The sequence below is a fragment of the Kitasatospora sp. NPDC094028 genome, from assembly GCF_049543595.1.
Classification (GTDB): Bacteria; Actinomycetota; Actinomycetes; order Streptomycetales; family Streptomycetaceae; genus Kitasatospora.
Window position 1 is genome coordinate 502,314 of record NZ_JBMVFA010000001.1, and the last position, 14,872, is coordinate 517,185.

13 protein-coding genes and 2 pseudogenes are annotated in these 14,872 nt (G+C 72.6%); 10 read left to right on the plus strand and 5 right to left on the minus strand.

Annotated features, from left to right (window positions below):
• Positions 1–53: 53 nt before the first annotated feature.
• Positions 54–1,175, minus strand: coding sequence for an alpha/beta hydrolase (locus ACPC54_RS02315; RefSeq protein ID WP_498960256.1), 1,122 nt, complete (start codon positions 1,173–1,175; stop codon positions 54–56).
• Between the two features lie 398 nt (positions 1,176–1,573).
• On the opposite strand from ACPC54_RS02315, the pseudogene ACPC54_RS02320 reads away from it, so the two are divergent.
• From ACPC54_RS02320 to ACPC54_RS02350, 7 genes and pseudogenes are all read left to right on the plus strand, one after another.
• A pseudogene (locus ACPC54_RS02320) lies at positions 1,574–2,170 on the plus strand (S1 family peptidase); the annotation flags it as partial.
• Between the two features lie 132 nt (positions 2,171–2,302).
• A pseudogene (locus ACPC54_RS02325) lies at positions 2,303–3,103 on the plus strand (Ig domain-containing protein); the annotation flags it as partial.
• A 242-nt stretch (positions 3,104–3,345) separates the two neighbouring features.
• Entirely contained in the window at positions 3,346–3,813 is a 468-nt protein-coding gene (locus tag ACPC54_RS02330; RefSeq protein WP_498960258.1) for a hypothetical protein, read from the plus strand.
• Between the two features lie 10 nt (positions 3,814–3,823).
• Entirely contained in the window at positions 3,824–6,073 is a 2,250-nt protein-coding gene (locus ACPC54_RS02335) for a hypothetical protein (RefSeq protein WP_498960260.1), read from the plus strand.
• Between the two features lie 34 nt (positions 6,074–6,107).
• The gene (locus ACPC54_RS02340; RefSeq protein WP_498960262.1) at positions 6,108–6,719 is read left to right on the plus strand and encodes a hypothetical protein; all 612 of its coding nucleotides are present in this window, start codon (positions 6,108–6,110) and stop codon (positions 6,717–6,719) included.
• Positions 6,720–6,749: 30 nt separating this feature from the next.
• Positions 6,750–7,406, plus strand: coding sequence for an HAD family hydrolase (locus ACPC54_RS02345; RefSeq protein ID WP_498960264.1), 657 nt, complete (start codon positions 6,750–6,752; stop codon positions 7,404–7,406).
• Between the two features lie 120 nt (positions 7,407–7,526).
• Complete coding sequence (locus ACPC54_RS02350; RefSeq protein WP_498960266.1) at positions 7,527–8,000, plus strand: flavodoxin family protein; 474 nt, start codon at positions 7,527–7,529, stop codon at positions 7,998–8,000.
• Between the two features lie 39 nt (positions 8,001–8,039).
• Here the strand turns inward: ACPC54_RS02350 and ACPC54_RS02355 are convergent, their stop codons facing one another.
• Positions 8,040–8,879 (minus strand): hypothetical protein, encoded by an 840-nt coding sequence (locus ACPC54_RS02355; RefSeq protein ID WP_498960268.1) that lies wholly within the window; start codon positions 8,877–8,879, stop codon positions 8,040–8,042.
• 71 nt (positions 8,880–8,950) lie between these two features.
• On the opposite strand from ACPC54_RS02355, the gene ACPC54_RS02360 reads away from it, so the two are divergent.
• The 3 genes from ACPC54_RS02360 (at position 8,951) to ACPC54_RS02370 (ending at position 10,582) form a co-directional block, all read left to right on the plus strand.
• Complete coding sequence (locus ACPC54_RS02360; RefSeq protein WP_498960270.1) at positions 8,951–9,319, plus strand: cupin domain-containing protein; 369 nt, start codon at positions 8,951–8,953, stop codon at positions 9,317–9,319.
• A gap of 2 nt (positions 9,320–9,321) precedes the next feature.
• Positions 9,322–9,831, plus strand: coding sequence for a F0F1 ATP synthase subunit B (gene atpF, locus ACPC54_RS02365; RefSeq protein ID WP_498960272.1), 510 nt, complete (start codon positions 9,322–9,324; stop codon positions 9,829–9,831).
• A 178-nt stretch (positions 9,832–10,009) separates the two neighbouring features.
• Positions 10,010–10,582: an SMI1/KNR4 family protein gene (locus tag ACPC54_RS02370; protein ID WP_498960274.1), complete on the plus strand. Its 573-nt coding sequence runs from the start codon at positions 10,010–10,012 to the stop codon at positions 10,580–10,582.
• Between the two features lie 11 nt (positions 10,583–10,593).
• Here ACPC54_RS02370 and ACPC54_RS02375 read toward each other — a convergent pair whose 3' ends face one another.
• The 3 genes from ACPC54_RS02375 to ACPC54_RS02385 form a co-directional block, all read right to left on the minus strand.
• Entirely contained in the window at positions 10,594–12,060 is a 1,467-nt protein-coding gene (locus ACPC54_RS02375) for an MFS transporter (RefSeq protein ID WP_498960276.1), read from the minus strand.
• An 86-nt stretch (positions 12,061–12,146) separates the two neighbouring features.
• Entirely contained in the window at positions 12,147–12,722 is a 576-nt protein-coding gene (locus tag ACPC54_RS02380) for a TetR/AcrR family transcriptional regulator (RefSeq protein ID WP_498960278.1), read from the minus strand.
• 171 nt (positions 12,723–12,893) lie between these two features.
• Positions 12,894–14,744 (minus strand): CocE/NonD family hydrolase, encoded by a 1,851-nt coding sequence (locus tag ACPC54_RS02385; protein WP_498960280.1) that lies wholly within the window; start codon positions 14,742–14,744, stop codon positions 12,894–12,896.
• Between the last annotated feature and the right edge of the window lie 128 nt (positions 14,745–14,872).

The following is a 14,872-nucleotide window of genomic DNA, read 5'->3' on the forward strand; positions in this document are numbered from 1 at the left end:
CGCGGCTGAGAGAAACGTGAGACGGGGCTGTGAGACGGCTGTGATCTAAGAGTTCATGCGGCGGCGGGCATGGTGAGGTGCTTGCCCAGCCACTCCAGGGCCGGGGGGATCTCCCGGGTCCAGGTGTGGAAGTTGTGGCCGGCGGTGTCCAGGGTGATGGTGGACATCTTGGTGGGGGCCTTGAAGGCGCCGACCATGGCCTGGGTCTCGTCGTAGTTGTTCTCGTCGTTCGCGGTGGTCAGCAGCAGCGAGACGGGTGCGGGCGGCTGGTTCTTCAGTCGCCACAGCAGGTCGTTCTCCTGCTTCAGCTTGGTGTCGCCGCCGAACAGGTCGCCGGTGGTCGGGTCGTGGGCGGCGCTGTAGTAGCCGGAGAGCGCGACCGCGGCCCGGTAGGAGTCGGGCTTGCGCAGCGCGAACTTGAGCGCGCAGTAGCCGCCGGTGGAGTTGCCGATCACGGCCCGGTTGGCGGGGTCGGTGCCGATCCGGTAGGTGGTGGCGAGGGCCTTGGGCAGGTCGCTGGTGAAGAAGGTCTCGACCTGCGGGCCGTTCGGCACGTCGACGCACTCGGTGTCGCGGTTGTCGACGAGGGTGGGGCGGGTCATCACCAGGATGGTCGGCGGCAGCTTCTTCTGCTCGATCGCGGCGAGCGTGGAGGCCGGGTACTGCATCAGCGAGATCAGCTTCTCGGGGGTGCCCGGGTAGCCGGTGAGCACCAGGGCCATCGGGAAGCGCTGCTTGGCGAAGCCCGGCTGGAAGTACTGCGGCGGGAGGTAGACGTACGCCTCGCTGGTCAGGCCGCTGCCGGCTCCTTTGACGTCGACCTTCTGGATCAGCCCGGAGCGCTCGGGCTCCGAGCCCTGCGCCGAGTAGAACTTCTGCTCGCCGGTGACGGCCACGCCGGAGGCGTTGGGCTGGTGGTCGACGACCGTGCCGAGCCCGCCGCTGGTGCCGAGCAGGTCGGTCCAGGAGCTGTAGAAGCCGAAGTAGCTGTTGGCGATCAGGCCCATCGCGACCAGTACCGACAGCTGGGTGGCGAGGAACGCGCCGATCCGGCCCAGCCAGGACTTCCACCCCTTGCCGCCGAAGCGCGGCCACAGCCACATGGTGGCGGCGAAGACGGCCACCGCGATGACCGAGGTGATGATCTGGAGGGGGAGGCCGGTGAGACTGAGCACGTGCCGATGGTAGTTGACCTCCTGGGAAGAACCTGGACGGCCCCTGGGCGGTGAGCGCTGGGTGATCGCCCGGTCACGCGATCCGGCTCCGGTGGCGCTGCCGCCCGCGCGGGGGTATGGGGGTGCGGGGTATGGGGGTGCGGGAGGCGTTGGGGGGCGGGGCCGTCCGATGGGCACGGGGGGCGACCGTGGGTGCCACCGGGCTCGCCCTTAACGGGCATACCGGGACGGGGGATTGTGGGATCGGGTCACAACAGCGCATCCATGGCGGCTGGTTCGGTCACAACTGTTGATTCCTTGTAGTGGGCATGGCACTTTCGTGCGGCGCGGGACTCGGCGACCAGCCGGGCGACCCGCGATCCCCCACAAGGAGAGCCATGCTGAAGAGACTTGTCGCGATGGCCGGTGCGGGCGTCGTCGTCGCGGGCGGCCTGACCTTCGCCGCCGCACCCGCGAACGCCGTCCAGGCGGCCGACCTGACCTCCACCATCGCCCTGGACAACTGCTCGGCCTCGCTGGTCCGTTACCCCACGTCGGTGGCCGGCGACCGGGCGCTCATGCTCACCAACGGGCACTGCCTGCCGTCCATGCCCTCGGCCGGGCAGGTCATCCAGAACGCGCCCGCCAGCCGCAGCGGCACCCTGCTCGACGGCGCCGGCAACAGCCTCGGCACCGTGCAGGCCGACAAGGTGCTCTACGCGACGATGACCGGCACCGACGTCACGCTGTACGAGCTCACCGACACCTACGGGTCGATCAGCTCCAAGTACGGCGCCACCGCGCTGACCCTCAGCGACACCCACCCGGTCGACGGCTCGTCGATGTACATCCCGTCCTCGTACTGGAAGCAGACCTGGAACTGCTCGGTCAACGGCTTCGTGCCCACGCTGCGCGAGGACCAGTGGACCTGGCATGACTCGCTCCGCTACAGCGCCGGCTGCAACACCACGCACGGCACCTCCGGCTCGCCGATCGTCGACTCCGCCAGCGGGCGGATCGTCGGCATCAACAACACCGGCAACGACAACGGCGAGATGTGCACCCTCGACAACCCGTGCGAGGTCGCGGCGGACGGCACCACCACCGCCACCAAGGGCCAGAGCTACGGTGAGGAGACGTACTGGTTCACCACCTGCCTGGGCGCGGGCAACGCCATCGACCTCAACGTCGCCGGCTGCCTGCTCACCAAGCCGGCCGGCAGCGGCGCCGTCTCGGTGACCAACCCCGGCAGCCAGTCGACCGCGGTCGGCGGCGCGGCCAGCCTGCAGATCAACGCGTCCGGCGGCACCGCGCCGCTGTCCTACTCGGCCTCCGGCCTGCCGGCCGGCCTGGCGATCAACGCCTCGACCGGCCTGATCTCCGGCACCGCCTCCACCGCGGGCAACTACAGCGTGACGGTCACGGTGAAGGACGCGGCCGGCAAGACCGGTACGGCTGCCTTCGCCTGGACGGTGACCGGTGGCGGCGGTGGCACCTGCACCCCGGCGCAGCTGCTGGGCAACGCGGGCTTCGAGACGGGCACGGCGGCGCCGTGGACCACGAGCTCCGGCGTGGTCGACAACAGCTCCTCGCAGGCGGCGCACAGCGGTTCGTGGAAGGCCTGGCTGAACGGCTACGGCAGCGCGCACACCGACACGCTGTCCCAGGCGGTGTCCATCCCGGCCGGCTGCAAGGCGACGCTGAGCTTCTGGCTGCACATCGACACCGCGGAGACCGGCACGACCGCGTACGACAAGCTGACCGTGTCGGTGAACGGCACCACGCTGAAGACCTACTCCAACGTGGACGCGGCCGCCGGCTACCAGCAGCGCACCTTCGACCTCTCGTCCTACGCGGGCCAGACGGTCACCCTGAAGTTCACCGGCGTCGAGGACTCCTCGCTGCAGACGAGCTTCGTGATCGACGACACCTCCATCCAGACCAGCTGACCCCGATCACTGACCGAGCAGGGCCCGGCGGCACCGCCCGCCGGGCCCTGCCGGCATTCCTGGCGCCCGCGGCTCCATGCTCAGGTTTCGCTCAACTCCCGTACGCCACACGGGTCGATGGTTAGGCTCCCAATTGACGTGGACCGGGCGGGGAATCCGTCCACGTCCTTCTGCCGTGCGCCGGTGCCGCTTTGATCCGGCCCACGGTCACGCGGAGCCAAACGATGTGGGGGCGGGGACGAGTGACTGACCTGGATTTCGAGCGGAAGGTGAATCCGTGGCTCTTCGACAGCTCCGGGAACCTGACGGAAGCGGCGAAGAAGCAGTTTCCTGACCTCGCCGCCGCCGCAACCGGCGCCCAGCCTCAGGGGTGGTCGCCGGAACCGGTGACCGGGGCGAGCGGGGGCGGCCCGACGATGAAGGTCAGCCCGGAGGCGCTGCGGCGGGCGGGGGCCAATGCGGACACCCTGCACACCAAGTTCGACAAGGCCTGTGGAGACGCGTGGAAGGACATCGTCGCAGACACGCAGGACATGGACAGGTCCGCTTGGAAGATCGTCCAGGCCGTCTGGGACGCCTCCGACATCTGGAGCGGCCAGTGCAAGGCCACCAGCGGGATGATCGCGGACGTGGCCGGGGCGTTGTCCCGCAACGCCGAACAGTACGCACGCGCCGAACAGGTGAACGCCCAGAACCTGACGAAGAACTGAGGCCTTCGACATGGTGACATTCAACGACCTGGCGCGAGAGAACTTCGGCGGCATCAGGAGCCTGGCCGAAGGCTTCGAGTCGCTGGTCCGCAATTGGGGGCTCTCCTCGGAGATCACCGGGGACGTCATCACGCCGCTGCAGGCGTCGGGCTGGCGGGGCGACGCGGCCGAACGGGCCTCCGTCACGATCGTCAAGGTCCGTAACGAGATCGACGCGGCCTTCGAGGAGGCGAGCGGGATCGCGAAGGCCCTGCGCAGTGCCCACACCGAACTCTCCGCCGCCCGGGCGGACCTGGACGCGGCGGTGAAGAAGGCCGCCGACCTGTCCATGACGGTGGACCACTCGACCGGCAGCATCAGTTGGCCGGCGCCGAAGACCTCCGTGGACAAGAGCGATCCGCAGCAGTACCACGCGACCTTCAAGAAATTGGCGCAGGAGGTGGCCGGCGACATCGCGAAGGCCCTGACGAGGGCGGCGACGGCCGACGCCGCGGCGGTGACGGCGCTCTCCGCCGTCACCGGGAAGGACAAGACCGCCTTCAAGCCCGCGCCGAACAACCCCGAGGAGCAGGCCAAGCAGGCGGCCGACATCCTGAAGCTGGCCGGGAACGTCACCGACGCCCAACTGGACCAGCTCAACAAGGCCCTGAAGGAGCACGCCAACGACCCGCGGTTCACCACGGCGTTCTACCAGAACCTCGGGCCGGACGGCTTCCTCAAGTACTACGGCCAGTTGGCCCTCGCCTCGGCCGACAAGGGCGGCAGGCGGCCGCAGGCCATCGAGGACCTCCAGAAGAACCTCGGCACGGCGCTGGCCACCGCCACCAACACCCGCAACTACCCCCGGCTGTCCGACGAGTGGGAGGCAGGTCTGCGTCGGGCCGGGTCCGCCAGGGCAGACATCTTTCCGCCCGGCAAGCGGGGCAGCATCAGCGCCCAGCCGTTCGGCTACCAGATCCTGACCAACATCCTGCGAACCGGGACGTACGACGCGCACTTCCTCAACCCGATCGCCGAACACGTCACCCAGCTCAGCCAGTTGAAGGGCTTCTGGACCTCGGCGCCGTGGATCGACGGGGACTTCGACCAGCTGAGGTTCCTGGGCCACCCGGGCGCTTCCCGAGCGGGCGGATTCAATCCGATGGCGGGGGTGCTGGAAGCGCTCGCGCACAATCCGCAGGCCGCGCTCCAGTACTTCCACGACCCTGCGACGGCCTACGACTTCGACGGGTCGGTCAAGGCCTTCAACCAGAAGAACGGCTATTTCGACGTGCTGGCCAAGGGGGGCGACGACTCGCCGCTCCAGGACGTCTGGAAGGGGCACTACTTCCCCGGTGGCCACGCGGAGTCGTCCGGGGCACTCGCCTTCGGCCACGCACTGGAGGCGGCTGCCACCGGAAGGGCCTTCGACGCGCCCCAGGACACCCCTCTGCCGCAGCACACGCCTGAGATGTCGAAGCTGATGAAGGAGGTGGTCGAGCGCTTCGGGAACACGGACGGTCCCGCGCTGCTTCGCAAGGACGGCGCCTTCGCGGACCTCGCACCCAGCCTCGGCCACCTGACCGCCGACTACATGGGTGATGTTCAGAAGGCGGTGACTCCGTACGACAAGCTGCTGACGACCTACGGAAGCCCGGCGGACCTCGACCGGGATCACACGGCGAAGCTGTTGGGGGCGTTGGGGCGCAACCCCGAGGCTTTCGGCGCCATCGCCCAGGCCCAACAGGCCTACACGACGGCGCACATCCAGGACATCATGCTGAACCGGGACGCCCACGGTGCCCAGTTCACCCAGGCCGTGAACAACGCCGCACATTCCGGTGGCGCGGTGGCCGGGATCATCACGGCGGCCCGGACCGACACCTTGGTGGGAGATTTGAAGGGGCAGGAGAAGGCCTACAACGACGCCATCGACCGGAACGCCATGTGGGGGAAGTCGGTCTGGAGCATGACCGGCGGCAAGCTGCTGGGGATGGTTCCCGGTGTCGGCCCGGGCCTGTCGCTGCCGGTGAACTACTTCATCGACCACGAGGCGTCGAGCTACCACATCAGCCTGAACGCCGCGGATCCGGCCATGAAGGCGGAGGACGCAGGCCTCGCCGGGGCAACCGAGGCCGTCAAGAAGGCGGTGGAGAATGCCGCACAGGGGACCGGAATCCCCCCGCTGCAGGTCGAGGACCTGTCCACGGGAGCCGCGAACCAGTCGTGGGACGGCATGACCGGCGGTGCGGGGCTCTTCACCAGGGCCATCAGTGTCTGAGGGCGGCCGGCGCTGGCGCCGGTGGCTCGCCGTCGTGGTCGCAGCAGTGGTCCTCGCCGGGGCCGGGTGGTGGTGGCGGTCGGCCCACGCACCGGCCGAACTCCCGGCCGGCGCCTGCTGGTCGGTGCTCACCCGGGCGGACCTCAAGCCCCTGGCGAAGGACGAGCACGGGACCTTCGCCGCGTCCTACTGGCTGGACGACGACGGGAAGCGGCTCCGCCCGAACCCGACCCAGTATGAGCAGGTCTGCGAGGTCCGGCGGACTCCGGCGGACTCCCTCGTGCGGATCGCGGTGCGGTCCCTGGACGAGCCCGCCGTGAAGCAGCTCTACGGCCCGGGCTGGGAGGCGACCTACAACCGGCTCGACTTCGGCGCGGACGTGCAAGGGTGGGTCGGGGGGAACAAGGTGAGCCTCGGGTTCCGGTGCGACAACCCGGAAGCCACACGCATGGACGCGCCGTACGTGGGGGTCGAGGTCAGCACGCGCTTCGCCGTTCCGATGCCGGAGCGGAGCCACCGGGCGATCCTCGACATCCTGCTGAAGGTCACCAAGGCCGTCGTGGCGGACTACCCGTGCTCGAACCAGGTGCGGTTGCCGGACAGCGTCCCCGGGACGGCGGCGAACTTCCCGACGCCGGGCCCCTGACCTCCCGAGGCCTCGTCCTATGCTCATCGGATGATCAAGCCGATAGAGCTGGTGATATTCGACTGCGACGGTGTCCTGGTGGACAGCGAGGTGATCGCCGTTCGGGTGGTGGGGCGGCTGGTGGCGGAGCTGGGCTGGCCGTTGACCGAGGCCGAGGTGATCGAGAAGTTCGTCGGGCGGTCGGAGGCGGCCAACCACGCGATGCTGGCCGAGCGGCTGGGGGAGGAGGCCGCGACGGTGTTCGACAAGCGGTTCCGCGAGCTGCACGCCGAGGCCGTGGACGCCGAGTTGACGCCGGTGGACGGGCTGCCGCAGGCGCTGGACGCGATCACGCTGCCGACCTGCGTGGCGTCCAGCGGCACGCACGAGAAGATGCGGCACACCCTGGGCCGCACCGGGCTCTACGGGCGGTTCGAGGGCCGGATCTTCAGCGCGACCGAGGTCGGGCGCGGCAAGCCCGCGCCCGACCTGTTCCTGCACGCCGCGCGGAGCATGGGCGTCGACCCGGCCGCCTGCGTCGTGGTCGAGGACAGCGGCCCCGGGGTCACGGCCGCCCGCGCCGCGGGGATGCGCGCGCTCGGCTACGCGGGCGGGGTCACGGCGGCGGAGCGGCTGGCCGGGCCGGGCACGGTGGTCTTCGACGACATGCGCGACCTGCCCGGGCTGATCGCCGCCTACCAGGGGTAGCGGCCGCCCTCCTCCGCGCCTCGACGCTCCCTGCGGCGTGACGGCCGTCACCTTCGAGTGGTGTCACAGCGGGCGCCGCTGCGCCGTCCCCTTGCGGACTTGAGAGAAGGGATCGTGAGGATGAAGGTCGTCATCGTGTGCACCTCCGTGTCGCACGGCAACACGCGCCGGGTCGCGGACGGCATGGCCCAGGTGCTGGACGCGCAGGTCGTTCCCCCCGAGCAGGCCGACCCGGCGGAGCTCGCCGCCGCGGACCTCGTGGGATTCGGCTCGGGCGTCTTCTACGGCAGGCTCCACCCTCGCCTGACCGGATTCGTCAAAGCGCTCCCCGGGAGGTCGGAGCGGGGGCGGGCCTTCGTGTTCGCCACCAGCGGGTTCCGGGAGATGTCGCCGGTGTCCTACACCCGCTCCCTGGTCCGGCTCCTCGAAGGCAAGGGCTACGGGGTGGAGGGGAGTTTCCTGTGCCGGGCGTTCGACACCTGGATGCCTTTCAGGCTGGTCGGCGGCATCGGCAAGCATCGGCCGAACGCCGGGGACCTGGCCGCCGCGCGGGCCTTCGCCGAGCGACTGCGGGACGGGCGAGGGCCGGCGTAGGCGGTGTCTCGGCGGCAGCCGCCGTGCCCTTGTCGGCCGTCACGGTTCACCGGCGGCCCCCTCCTCCTCTGCCGGCAGGCGCCACTCCCATACCCGCAGGTCCTCGGCCCAGGCGGGGAGGCCGCCGGGGCGGGCGGCCTGCGGGGTGCGCAACAGGCAGCGGTGGCGCAGCAGTTCGCGGCGCTCGGCGGGAGTCAGCAGGCGTTCCTCGGGGCCGAGGTTCGCCGGGTCGTCCGGGTGCAGGTCGGGCCGGCCGTCGATGGGGCCGTTCTCGGCGACGTTGAGCAGGTCGCCGTGCGGGGTGCGGTAGTCGAGCCGGAGGTCCGTTCGCCACTGGGAGTTGTTGCCCCAGCCCTGGGAGAGGTCGCGGGTGGGGCGGTGCGGTCGGCGGTGCGTCCAGTAGAGCACCGAGCGGTCGGCGACGCCGCGTTCGGCGTGTGCGGCCCCGGCCCGGACGCGGACGCCGGCACGGGTGAACAACAGCTCGCCGAGCATGAGGCCGGGCGAGCGGACGTCCAGCGGTTCGATCGGGGTGTCCGGGTCCTCGGCCTGCTCGACTTCGGTGATCTCGTGGCGGAAGGGGTCGAAGGCGGCGCCGGCGTCCGTGAAGGGCGTCATGCCGAGGGCGGTGAACAGGGCGAGATAGGGCGGGAGCCGGGGTTCCAGGAGGAGGAAGTCGGCGATCCGGCCGAGCGCGTACAGCTCCTCCAGCAGGCCCTGGCCGTTCTCGGTGCCCCACCAGCGGGTGCGGTGGACGCCGGCGGTCTGCAGGCGGGCACGGTAGTCGGCGGTGGCGGACGGGCGGAGCCAGGCGTCGACGACGTCCTGGTAGGGGCCGTCGGTGTCCAGCAGGGTCTCGTACAGGGTGCGGGCGTTCACCGGGCCGATCCTGGCAGGTTTTACCCTCCGGTCGACCAACGTCCGGCCCGGCGCGGGTAGCGTCGCGGGCCATGAGCCTGGTGAACGCGAACGCGAACGCGACGGTGGATGTGAACGAGCGCGCGGCCGGACTGCCCGGGGCCTGGCGGTCCGTGGTGCTGGGGGCGGTCGGGACGGCGGTGGTCAAGGTGCTGCGGATGGACGGGCGGGAGCTGCCGGAGGAGGTGCACGGGACGGCCGAGGTGCTGTACGTGACCGAGGGTGCCCTCGAACTGCGCCTGGGCGGGGTGGACTTGACGGTGTCTGTCGGCGAGCTGTGCCAGGTCCCCGCCGGGGTGCCGCACGCGGTGCGGGCGGGCAGCCGGGGGGCGTTGCTGATCGTGGAGGTGCCGGAGCAGGAACCCGCCTTGGGCGGTGACAGTGATTCAAATATCATCTGACCATGGGACCATTGCAGCCGGATGCCGCTGAACTCGTCGTCGGACTCGTCGTCTTCTTCCTGATCTTCGGATTCCTCGGGAAGCTCGTGCTTCCCCGGATCGAGAAGACCCTGGCCGAGCGCCATGACGCCACCGAGGGTGGCATCGAGCGGGCGGAGGCCGCGCGCGCCGAGGCGCGGCGCGTCTACGAGGAGTTCCAGTCGGAGCTCGCCGCCGCCCGCCACGAGGCGGCCGCCATCCGTCAGGCCGCCACCGAGGAGGGCGCGGCGCTGCTCGCGCAGCTGCGGGCCGAGGGCCTGGAGGTGCGAGACCGCCTGGTGGCGGAGGCCGCCGTCCAGCTGGAGGCGGACCGGGTCGTCGCCGAGGCCGAACTGCGCGAGGACGTGATCCGCGTCGCCGGTGAGCTGGCGGGCCGGATCATCGGCGAGCCGGTCGACGCCCTCCCGCGCACCCGTGGGATCGCCGACGAGTTCTTCGCCGAGCTCGACACGAAGGCCGCCGCGCGCGCCTGACCCCGCGGACTTCCCCACGACCCGGGCCCCGGGTGGGCGGTACCTCACCGCTCGCCCGGGGCCCGCGCAGTTCCGCGGCGCCGGTCCTGCGGCACCCTCCTGCGACGCCGGTCCGCAGGGCCGTCCTGCGGCGCCCTTTCGCGGCGCCGCTCGACACCGCCGTGCGAGGATGGCCGCCATGTGGGACGTGGAGCGGATCCGGGCCCGGCTGCGGGCGTTGGCGCAGGCCGATCCGGAGGTGCGGGACATCAGTGCCCGGCGCCACCGCTACCGGCTGGACCCGCCACTGCCGGAGCCCGAGGTGGCCGGGTTCGAGCGCCGTCACGGCCTCGAACTCCCGCCCTCCTACCGCTCGTTCCTCACCACCGTGGGCAGCGGCGGCGCCGGCCCGCTGTACGGCCTGTACCGCTTCGGCGGCGCGAACTGGGCCCGGCACCAGGCCGACCTGGGCCCGCACTGGCAGGCCGAGCTGGCCGTGCCGTTCCCGCACACCGAGCGCTTCCGTCCGGCGCCCGACGCCGAGGTGTGCGACCGGCACCTGCCGTTGGACGAGCCCGTGGACGTCTGCTGGTTCACCGGTTCCCTGGTGATCGCCGAGATCGGCTGCGGCTCGTTCGCCCGTCTGGTGGTGACGGGCGAGGCGGCCGGTCAGGTGTGGTCGGACCACCTGTGGACCGGCTCGGACCTCGTCCCGGGGCCGGACTTCCGCGACTGGTACCTGAGCTGGCTGGACGGCGCGGCCACGGTCTAGCCGAGGCCCGGTCAGTGCTCGCCGGCCGGAACCGGCGTCCGGGGCGCCGGAGCAGCGGTCGCCGGGGCAACGGTCGCCGGGGCAACAGTCGCCGAGGCGGCGGCCGCGGCCGCGGCGGTGACCCGGCCGAGCCGGACGGTCAGGCCGATCATGGCGAGGGCGGCGCCGAGCGCCAGCGAGGTGGCCGCGGCCGCCGCCGTGGCGTACCCGTGGCCGTCGAGGACGGCGAAGTAGGTGCCGCCGAGGGCGGCGACGCCGGTGACGGCGGCGAACTGCTGGGTGGTGGAGAGGGTGCCGGAGGCGGTCCCGGCGCGTTCGGGGGCGATGCCGGCCATCGGGGCGCCGATCAGGGAGGGCAGGACGAGGCCGTTGCCGACGCCCATCAGGGCGAGGGCGGTGAGCAGCCACGGGAGGGCGTGGTCGGCGCCGGTGGTCCGCAGGCCGAGGGCGGTGACGAGCAGGCTGAGCGCGGTGACCGCCCCGCCGGCGACCGGCACGCGCAGCCCGTACCGGGGGAGCAGCCGCTTGCCGGCCAGTGAGCCGGCCATGGCCAGGACGGCCATCGGGGTGAAGACCAGGCCGGAGCGGAGCGGGCTGTAGCCGAAGCCGGTCTGCAGGGTGAGGGCGAGGACGAAGACGAAGCCGGCGAAGTAGGCCATGAAGGCGGCGTTGACGGCGAGTCCGGTGCGGAAGACGGGCCCGCGCAGCAGCTCCGGGTCGAGCAGCGGCTGGCCGCCGCGGGCGGCGAGCCGGCGCTCCCAGCGCAGGGCGGCGAGGAAGGCGGGGACGGCGGCGGCGAGCATGGCCCAGGCCCAGAGCGGCCAGCCGGCTTCCCGGCCGAGGACGAGCGGGGCGAGGGCCAGGGCGAGCGAGCCGGAGACGGCGAGGGCGCCGATGCCGTCCAGGGCGGGGCGGCGGCCGGTGCGGGTGCGGGGCAGGACGGCGGCGGCGACGGCGAGGACGACGAGGCCGACCGGCAGGTTGACCAGGAAGACGGCGCGCCAGCCGAGGCCGAACAGGTCTCCGTCGAGCAGGACGCCGCCGAGCAGTTGGCCGCAGACGCCGCTGAGGCCGCCGGTGACGCCGAACCAGGCGAGGGCGCGCGGCCGGTCGGCCGCGGGGAGGGCGGTGGTGATGAGGGCGAGCACCTGGGGGACCATGGCGGCGGCGCTGAGGCCCTGGACGAGGCGGGCGAGCACCAGTTGGGTGGGGGACTGGGCGAGTCCGCACAGGACGGAGGCGCCGGTGAAGGCGGCCATGCCGGTCAGGAACATCCGCCGGTGGCCGAGGATGTCGCCGAGGCGGCCGCCGATGACGAGGCCGGTGGCGTAGCTGAACACGTAGCCGGCGACGACGAGTTCGAGTGCGGCCTGGCCGGCACCGAGGTCGCCGCGGATGGCGGGCAGGGCGACGTTGACGACGTTGCCGTCGAAGCCGTACATGAAGAAGGCCGCCAGGATGACGGGGAGCAGGGGCATGGGGTCTGGCCTCCATCGGACGTAGTTATTGGTCGAGCTGCCAAAAACGTGGGCAGCGAAGGCCCCCGCGGCGGGGGCGGGGGTGTTCAGGCGCGCAGGTCGTCGACGACGGCGTCGATGGTCGCGTGCAGGGACTCGGCCTCGAAGCCGGCCTTGGCCTGCAGCAGGAGGCCGTGGAAGGCGGCCATCGTCTGGCGGGCCAGTAGCCGGGGCGCGCGGTCCGCGCGGATCTCGCCGCGGAGCCGGCCGTCCTCGACGGCGGCCGTCAACGCGGCCTCCAGGGCGGTGAGCGCCTCCCGGGCGAGCTGCGCCAACTCCGGCTCGGCGCCGGCCAGTTCGGTGACGGTGTTGACCGCGAGGCAGCCGCGCAGGTCGGCCGCCGTACGGTCCACGCCGGCGCGCATCAGCTCGCGGATCCGCTCCAGCGGCGGCCGGTCGTCCCGCAGGGGGTTGCCGCCGGCCGCGCCCTGCTCCCGGTAGCGGCGCAGCGCCAGCTCGAACAGCTGCCGCTTGCCGCCGAAGGCGTTGTACAGGCTGCCGCGCAGCATGCCGGTGCTCGCGGCGAGGTCGTCGGTGGAGGTCGCCGTGTACCCCTTGGACCAGAAGGTGTTCATGGCCGCGTCGATCGCGGCGTCGGTGTCGAACTTCCTCGGGCGTGCCATGTGAGGAGCGTGCCAGTTCTTGTCTGATCTGTCAAAAACCAGCGCCGGAGGAAGGGCCGAGGGTGACCCGCCCCCGGCCGTCGTGGCCCTCCAGGCGGGTGGTGACGGCGGTGCCGAGCCCGGCCATCCTGAACCCGCCGGCCCCGGGAGGGGCCGGGGCCCCGGCCCCGCTCACCCCTCCCGGGGCACCCGGTGCTGCCACTCCCGGGTGAACACCACCGAGCCGGCCTCCAGCGCCCGCAGCTGCACGATGCTGAGGAAGTGCCCGGCGTCGCAGCGCAGTTGGGTGCGGGTCTGGACGGTCACGTCCCAGCCGATGTCGGGGCGCTCCAGCCGTACGGTGCGGTCGGTGCGGGCCTGGGCGCTGAGCGGGGCGCCGGTGAGGACGCGGTACGCGGTGACGGTGTGCTCGTCGCGGACCAGCCCGTCCGGGTGGGTGAGGGTGGCGTCGGTGGCCGGCGACAGCTCGGTGCGCCACTCGTGGCGGCCGATGTCGTGCACGGTGACGTGCTCGGGCCGCGCGGTGAGCGGTTCGGTGACCCGGACGTCGAGCGGATCGGGCAGGGCCGGCGCCTCGAAGCCGATCGGCGCGGCGCCCTCGTCGGCGGCCAGGTGGCGCACCGGCAGGCTCAGCGCCGAACGGGACGGGTCGAGCGCGTACCCGGAGTCGTCGGCGGGCGGCCACACCCACGGCCAGTAGACCGAGGAGAGGGCCAGCCGCAGCCGGTGCCCGGCCGGGACGGCGGCCGCGCAGGCGGCGAGTTCGACCTCGGCCTCCGGGCCGTCCGTGACCAGGACGCCCCGGGTGAGCAGCCGCGAGGTGCCGTCCGGGGCGACCGCGCAGAGCCGGGCGGTGATCTGGGCGGGCCCGCCGCCGTCCCGCAGCCGCAGCCGCAGGGCCGGCGCGCCGAGCAGGTCGACCGGCTCGGGCAGCGGCCGGGAGTCGAAGCAGACCGAGCGGCCGTCCTCCTCGCGCTGGTCCGGCGGCTGGTCGGCGGGGCGGCCGTGCGGGACGTAGGCGCCGGCGTTGAGGCCGGTGTGCTGCGGGGAGCGGACGGGCACCCAGCGGTCCTCGGCGGCCGTGCCGGCGGTGCGCAGCGGCCCGTCCAGGCCGTAGTGGACCTCCCGGACGTCGGGGGAGGGCCAGGTCTCCTCGCCGCGCCAGTGTTCGCCGAGCCGGCTGCGCAGGGCGGGTTCACGCAGGACGCCGGTGTCGGTGCCGCGCAGCCAGTGGTCCCACCAGCGCAGGGTCTCGGGCAGGGCGGCCTCGGGCAGTCCGTGCGGCCACGGGCCGAGCAGGGCGCGGGCGCTGGGGGAGCCGGCGAGCAGGCGCAGCACGAAGGAGCAGGACGGGTCGCCCCAGCCGGCGACGGCGAGGACGGGTGCGGACACCGGGACGGTGGTGTCGCCCTCGGCGAGCCAGGTGTCGACCGGCGGTTCGAGGGACTCCAGGCGGGCCAGCCACTGGGTGCGCCAGGCGTCGCCGACGTGCCGGGGGTCGGGCGGGAGCGCGGCGTCGGCGATCAGGGCGGTGAGCCGGGTGTGCAGGTCGGCGGCCAGCACGGCGCCGCCGAGCCGGTGGCCGCCCTCGGGGCAGGCGGTGACGACCGCGGCCACGGTGTCGGGGGTGAGGGCGGCCAGCCGCAGCGCGGTGGCGCCGGCGGCGCCGACGCCGAGCAGGCCGAGGCGGCCGCCGCACCACGGGCGGCGGGCGAGCCAGTCCACGGCGGCGGCGCCGTCCGCGAGTTCCTGTTCGCCGCCGGGCTCGCCCGGGCGGCCGCCGGAGTTGCCGTGGCCGCGGGTGTCGATCCGGACGGCGGCGTAGCCGTGGCCGGCGTACCAGGGGTGGCGGCGGGAGTCCTCGGCCGCGGTGCGGTCGGTGAGGCGTGCCCCGGAGTACTCCAGGACGGCGGGGACGGGCTCGTCGGTGACCGGGCGCCACACCCGGGCGGCGAGGACGGTGCCGTCGGGCAGCGGGACGCGGACGTCCTCGCGGGTGGTGTGGAAGGGGTAGGACGGCATGTGGCCGCTCCCATCGGGTCCCGGGCCGGTGAGTGCCGGGCGGCCCACGGCGCGCACGGGTGGCGTGCCGGGGGGCGCGTCGGCATCTCGACCCTAGGGGAGGAATCGTCCGATTTCCTGACGAGTCA

Excerpts from the sequence above, each read along its gene's own strand:
- ACPC54_RS02350 (WP_498960266.1), top strand. The coding sequence starts at position 7,527 with ATGAAGGTCGTCATCGTGTGCACCTCCGTGTCGCACGGCAACACGCGC.
- ACPC54_RS02360 (WP_498960270.1), top strand. The coding sequence starts at position 8,951 with ATGAGCCTGGTGAACGCGAACGCGAACGCGACGGTGGATGTGAACGAG.
- atpF (WP_498960272.1), top strand. The coding sequence starts at position 9,322 with ATGGGACCATTGCAGCCGGATGCCGCTGAACTCGTCGTCGGACTCGTC.
- ACPC54_RS02370 (WP_498960274.1), top strand. The coding sequence starts at position 10,010 with ATGTGGGACGTGGAGCGGATCCGGGCCCGGCTGCGGGCGTTGGCGCAG.
- ACPC54_RS02335 (WP_498960260.1), top strand. The coding sequence starts at position 3,824 with ATGGTGACATTCAACGACCTGGCGCGAGAGAACTTCGGCGGCATCAGG.
- ACPC54_RS02375 (WP_498960276.1), bottom strand. The coding sequence starts at position 12,060 with ATGCCCCTGCTCCCCGTCATCCTGGCGGCCTTCTTCATGTACGGCTTC.
- ACPC54_RS02385 (WP_498960280.1), bottom strand. The coding sequence starts at position 14,744 with ATGCCGTCCTACCCCTTCCACACCACCCGCGAGGACGTCCGCGTCCCG.
- ACPC54_RS02380 (WP_498960278.1), bottom strand. The coding sequence starts at position 12,722 with ATGGCACGCCCGAGGAAGTTCGACACCGACGCCGCGATCGACGCGGCC.
- ACPC54_RS02345 (WP_498960264.1), top strand. The coding sequence starts at position 6,750 with ATGATCAAGCCGATAGAGCTGGTGATATTCGACTGCGACGGTGTCCTG.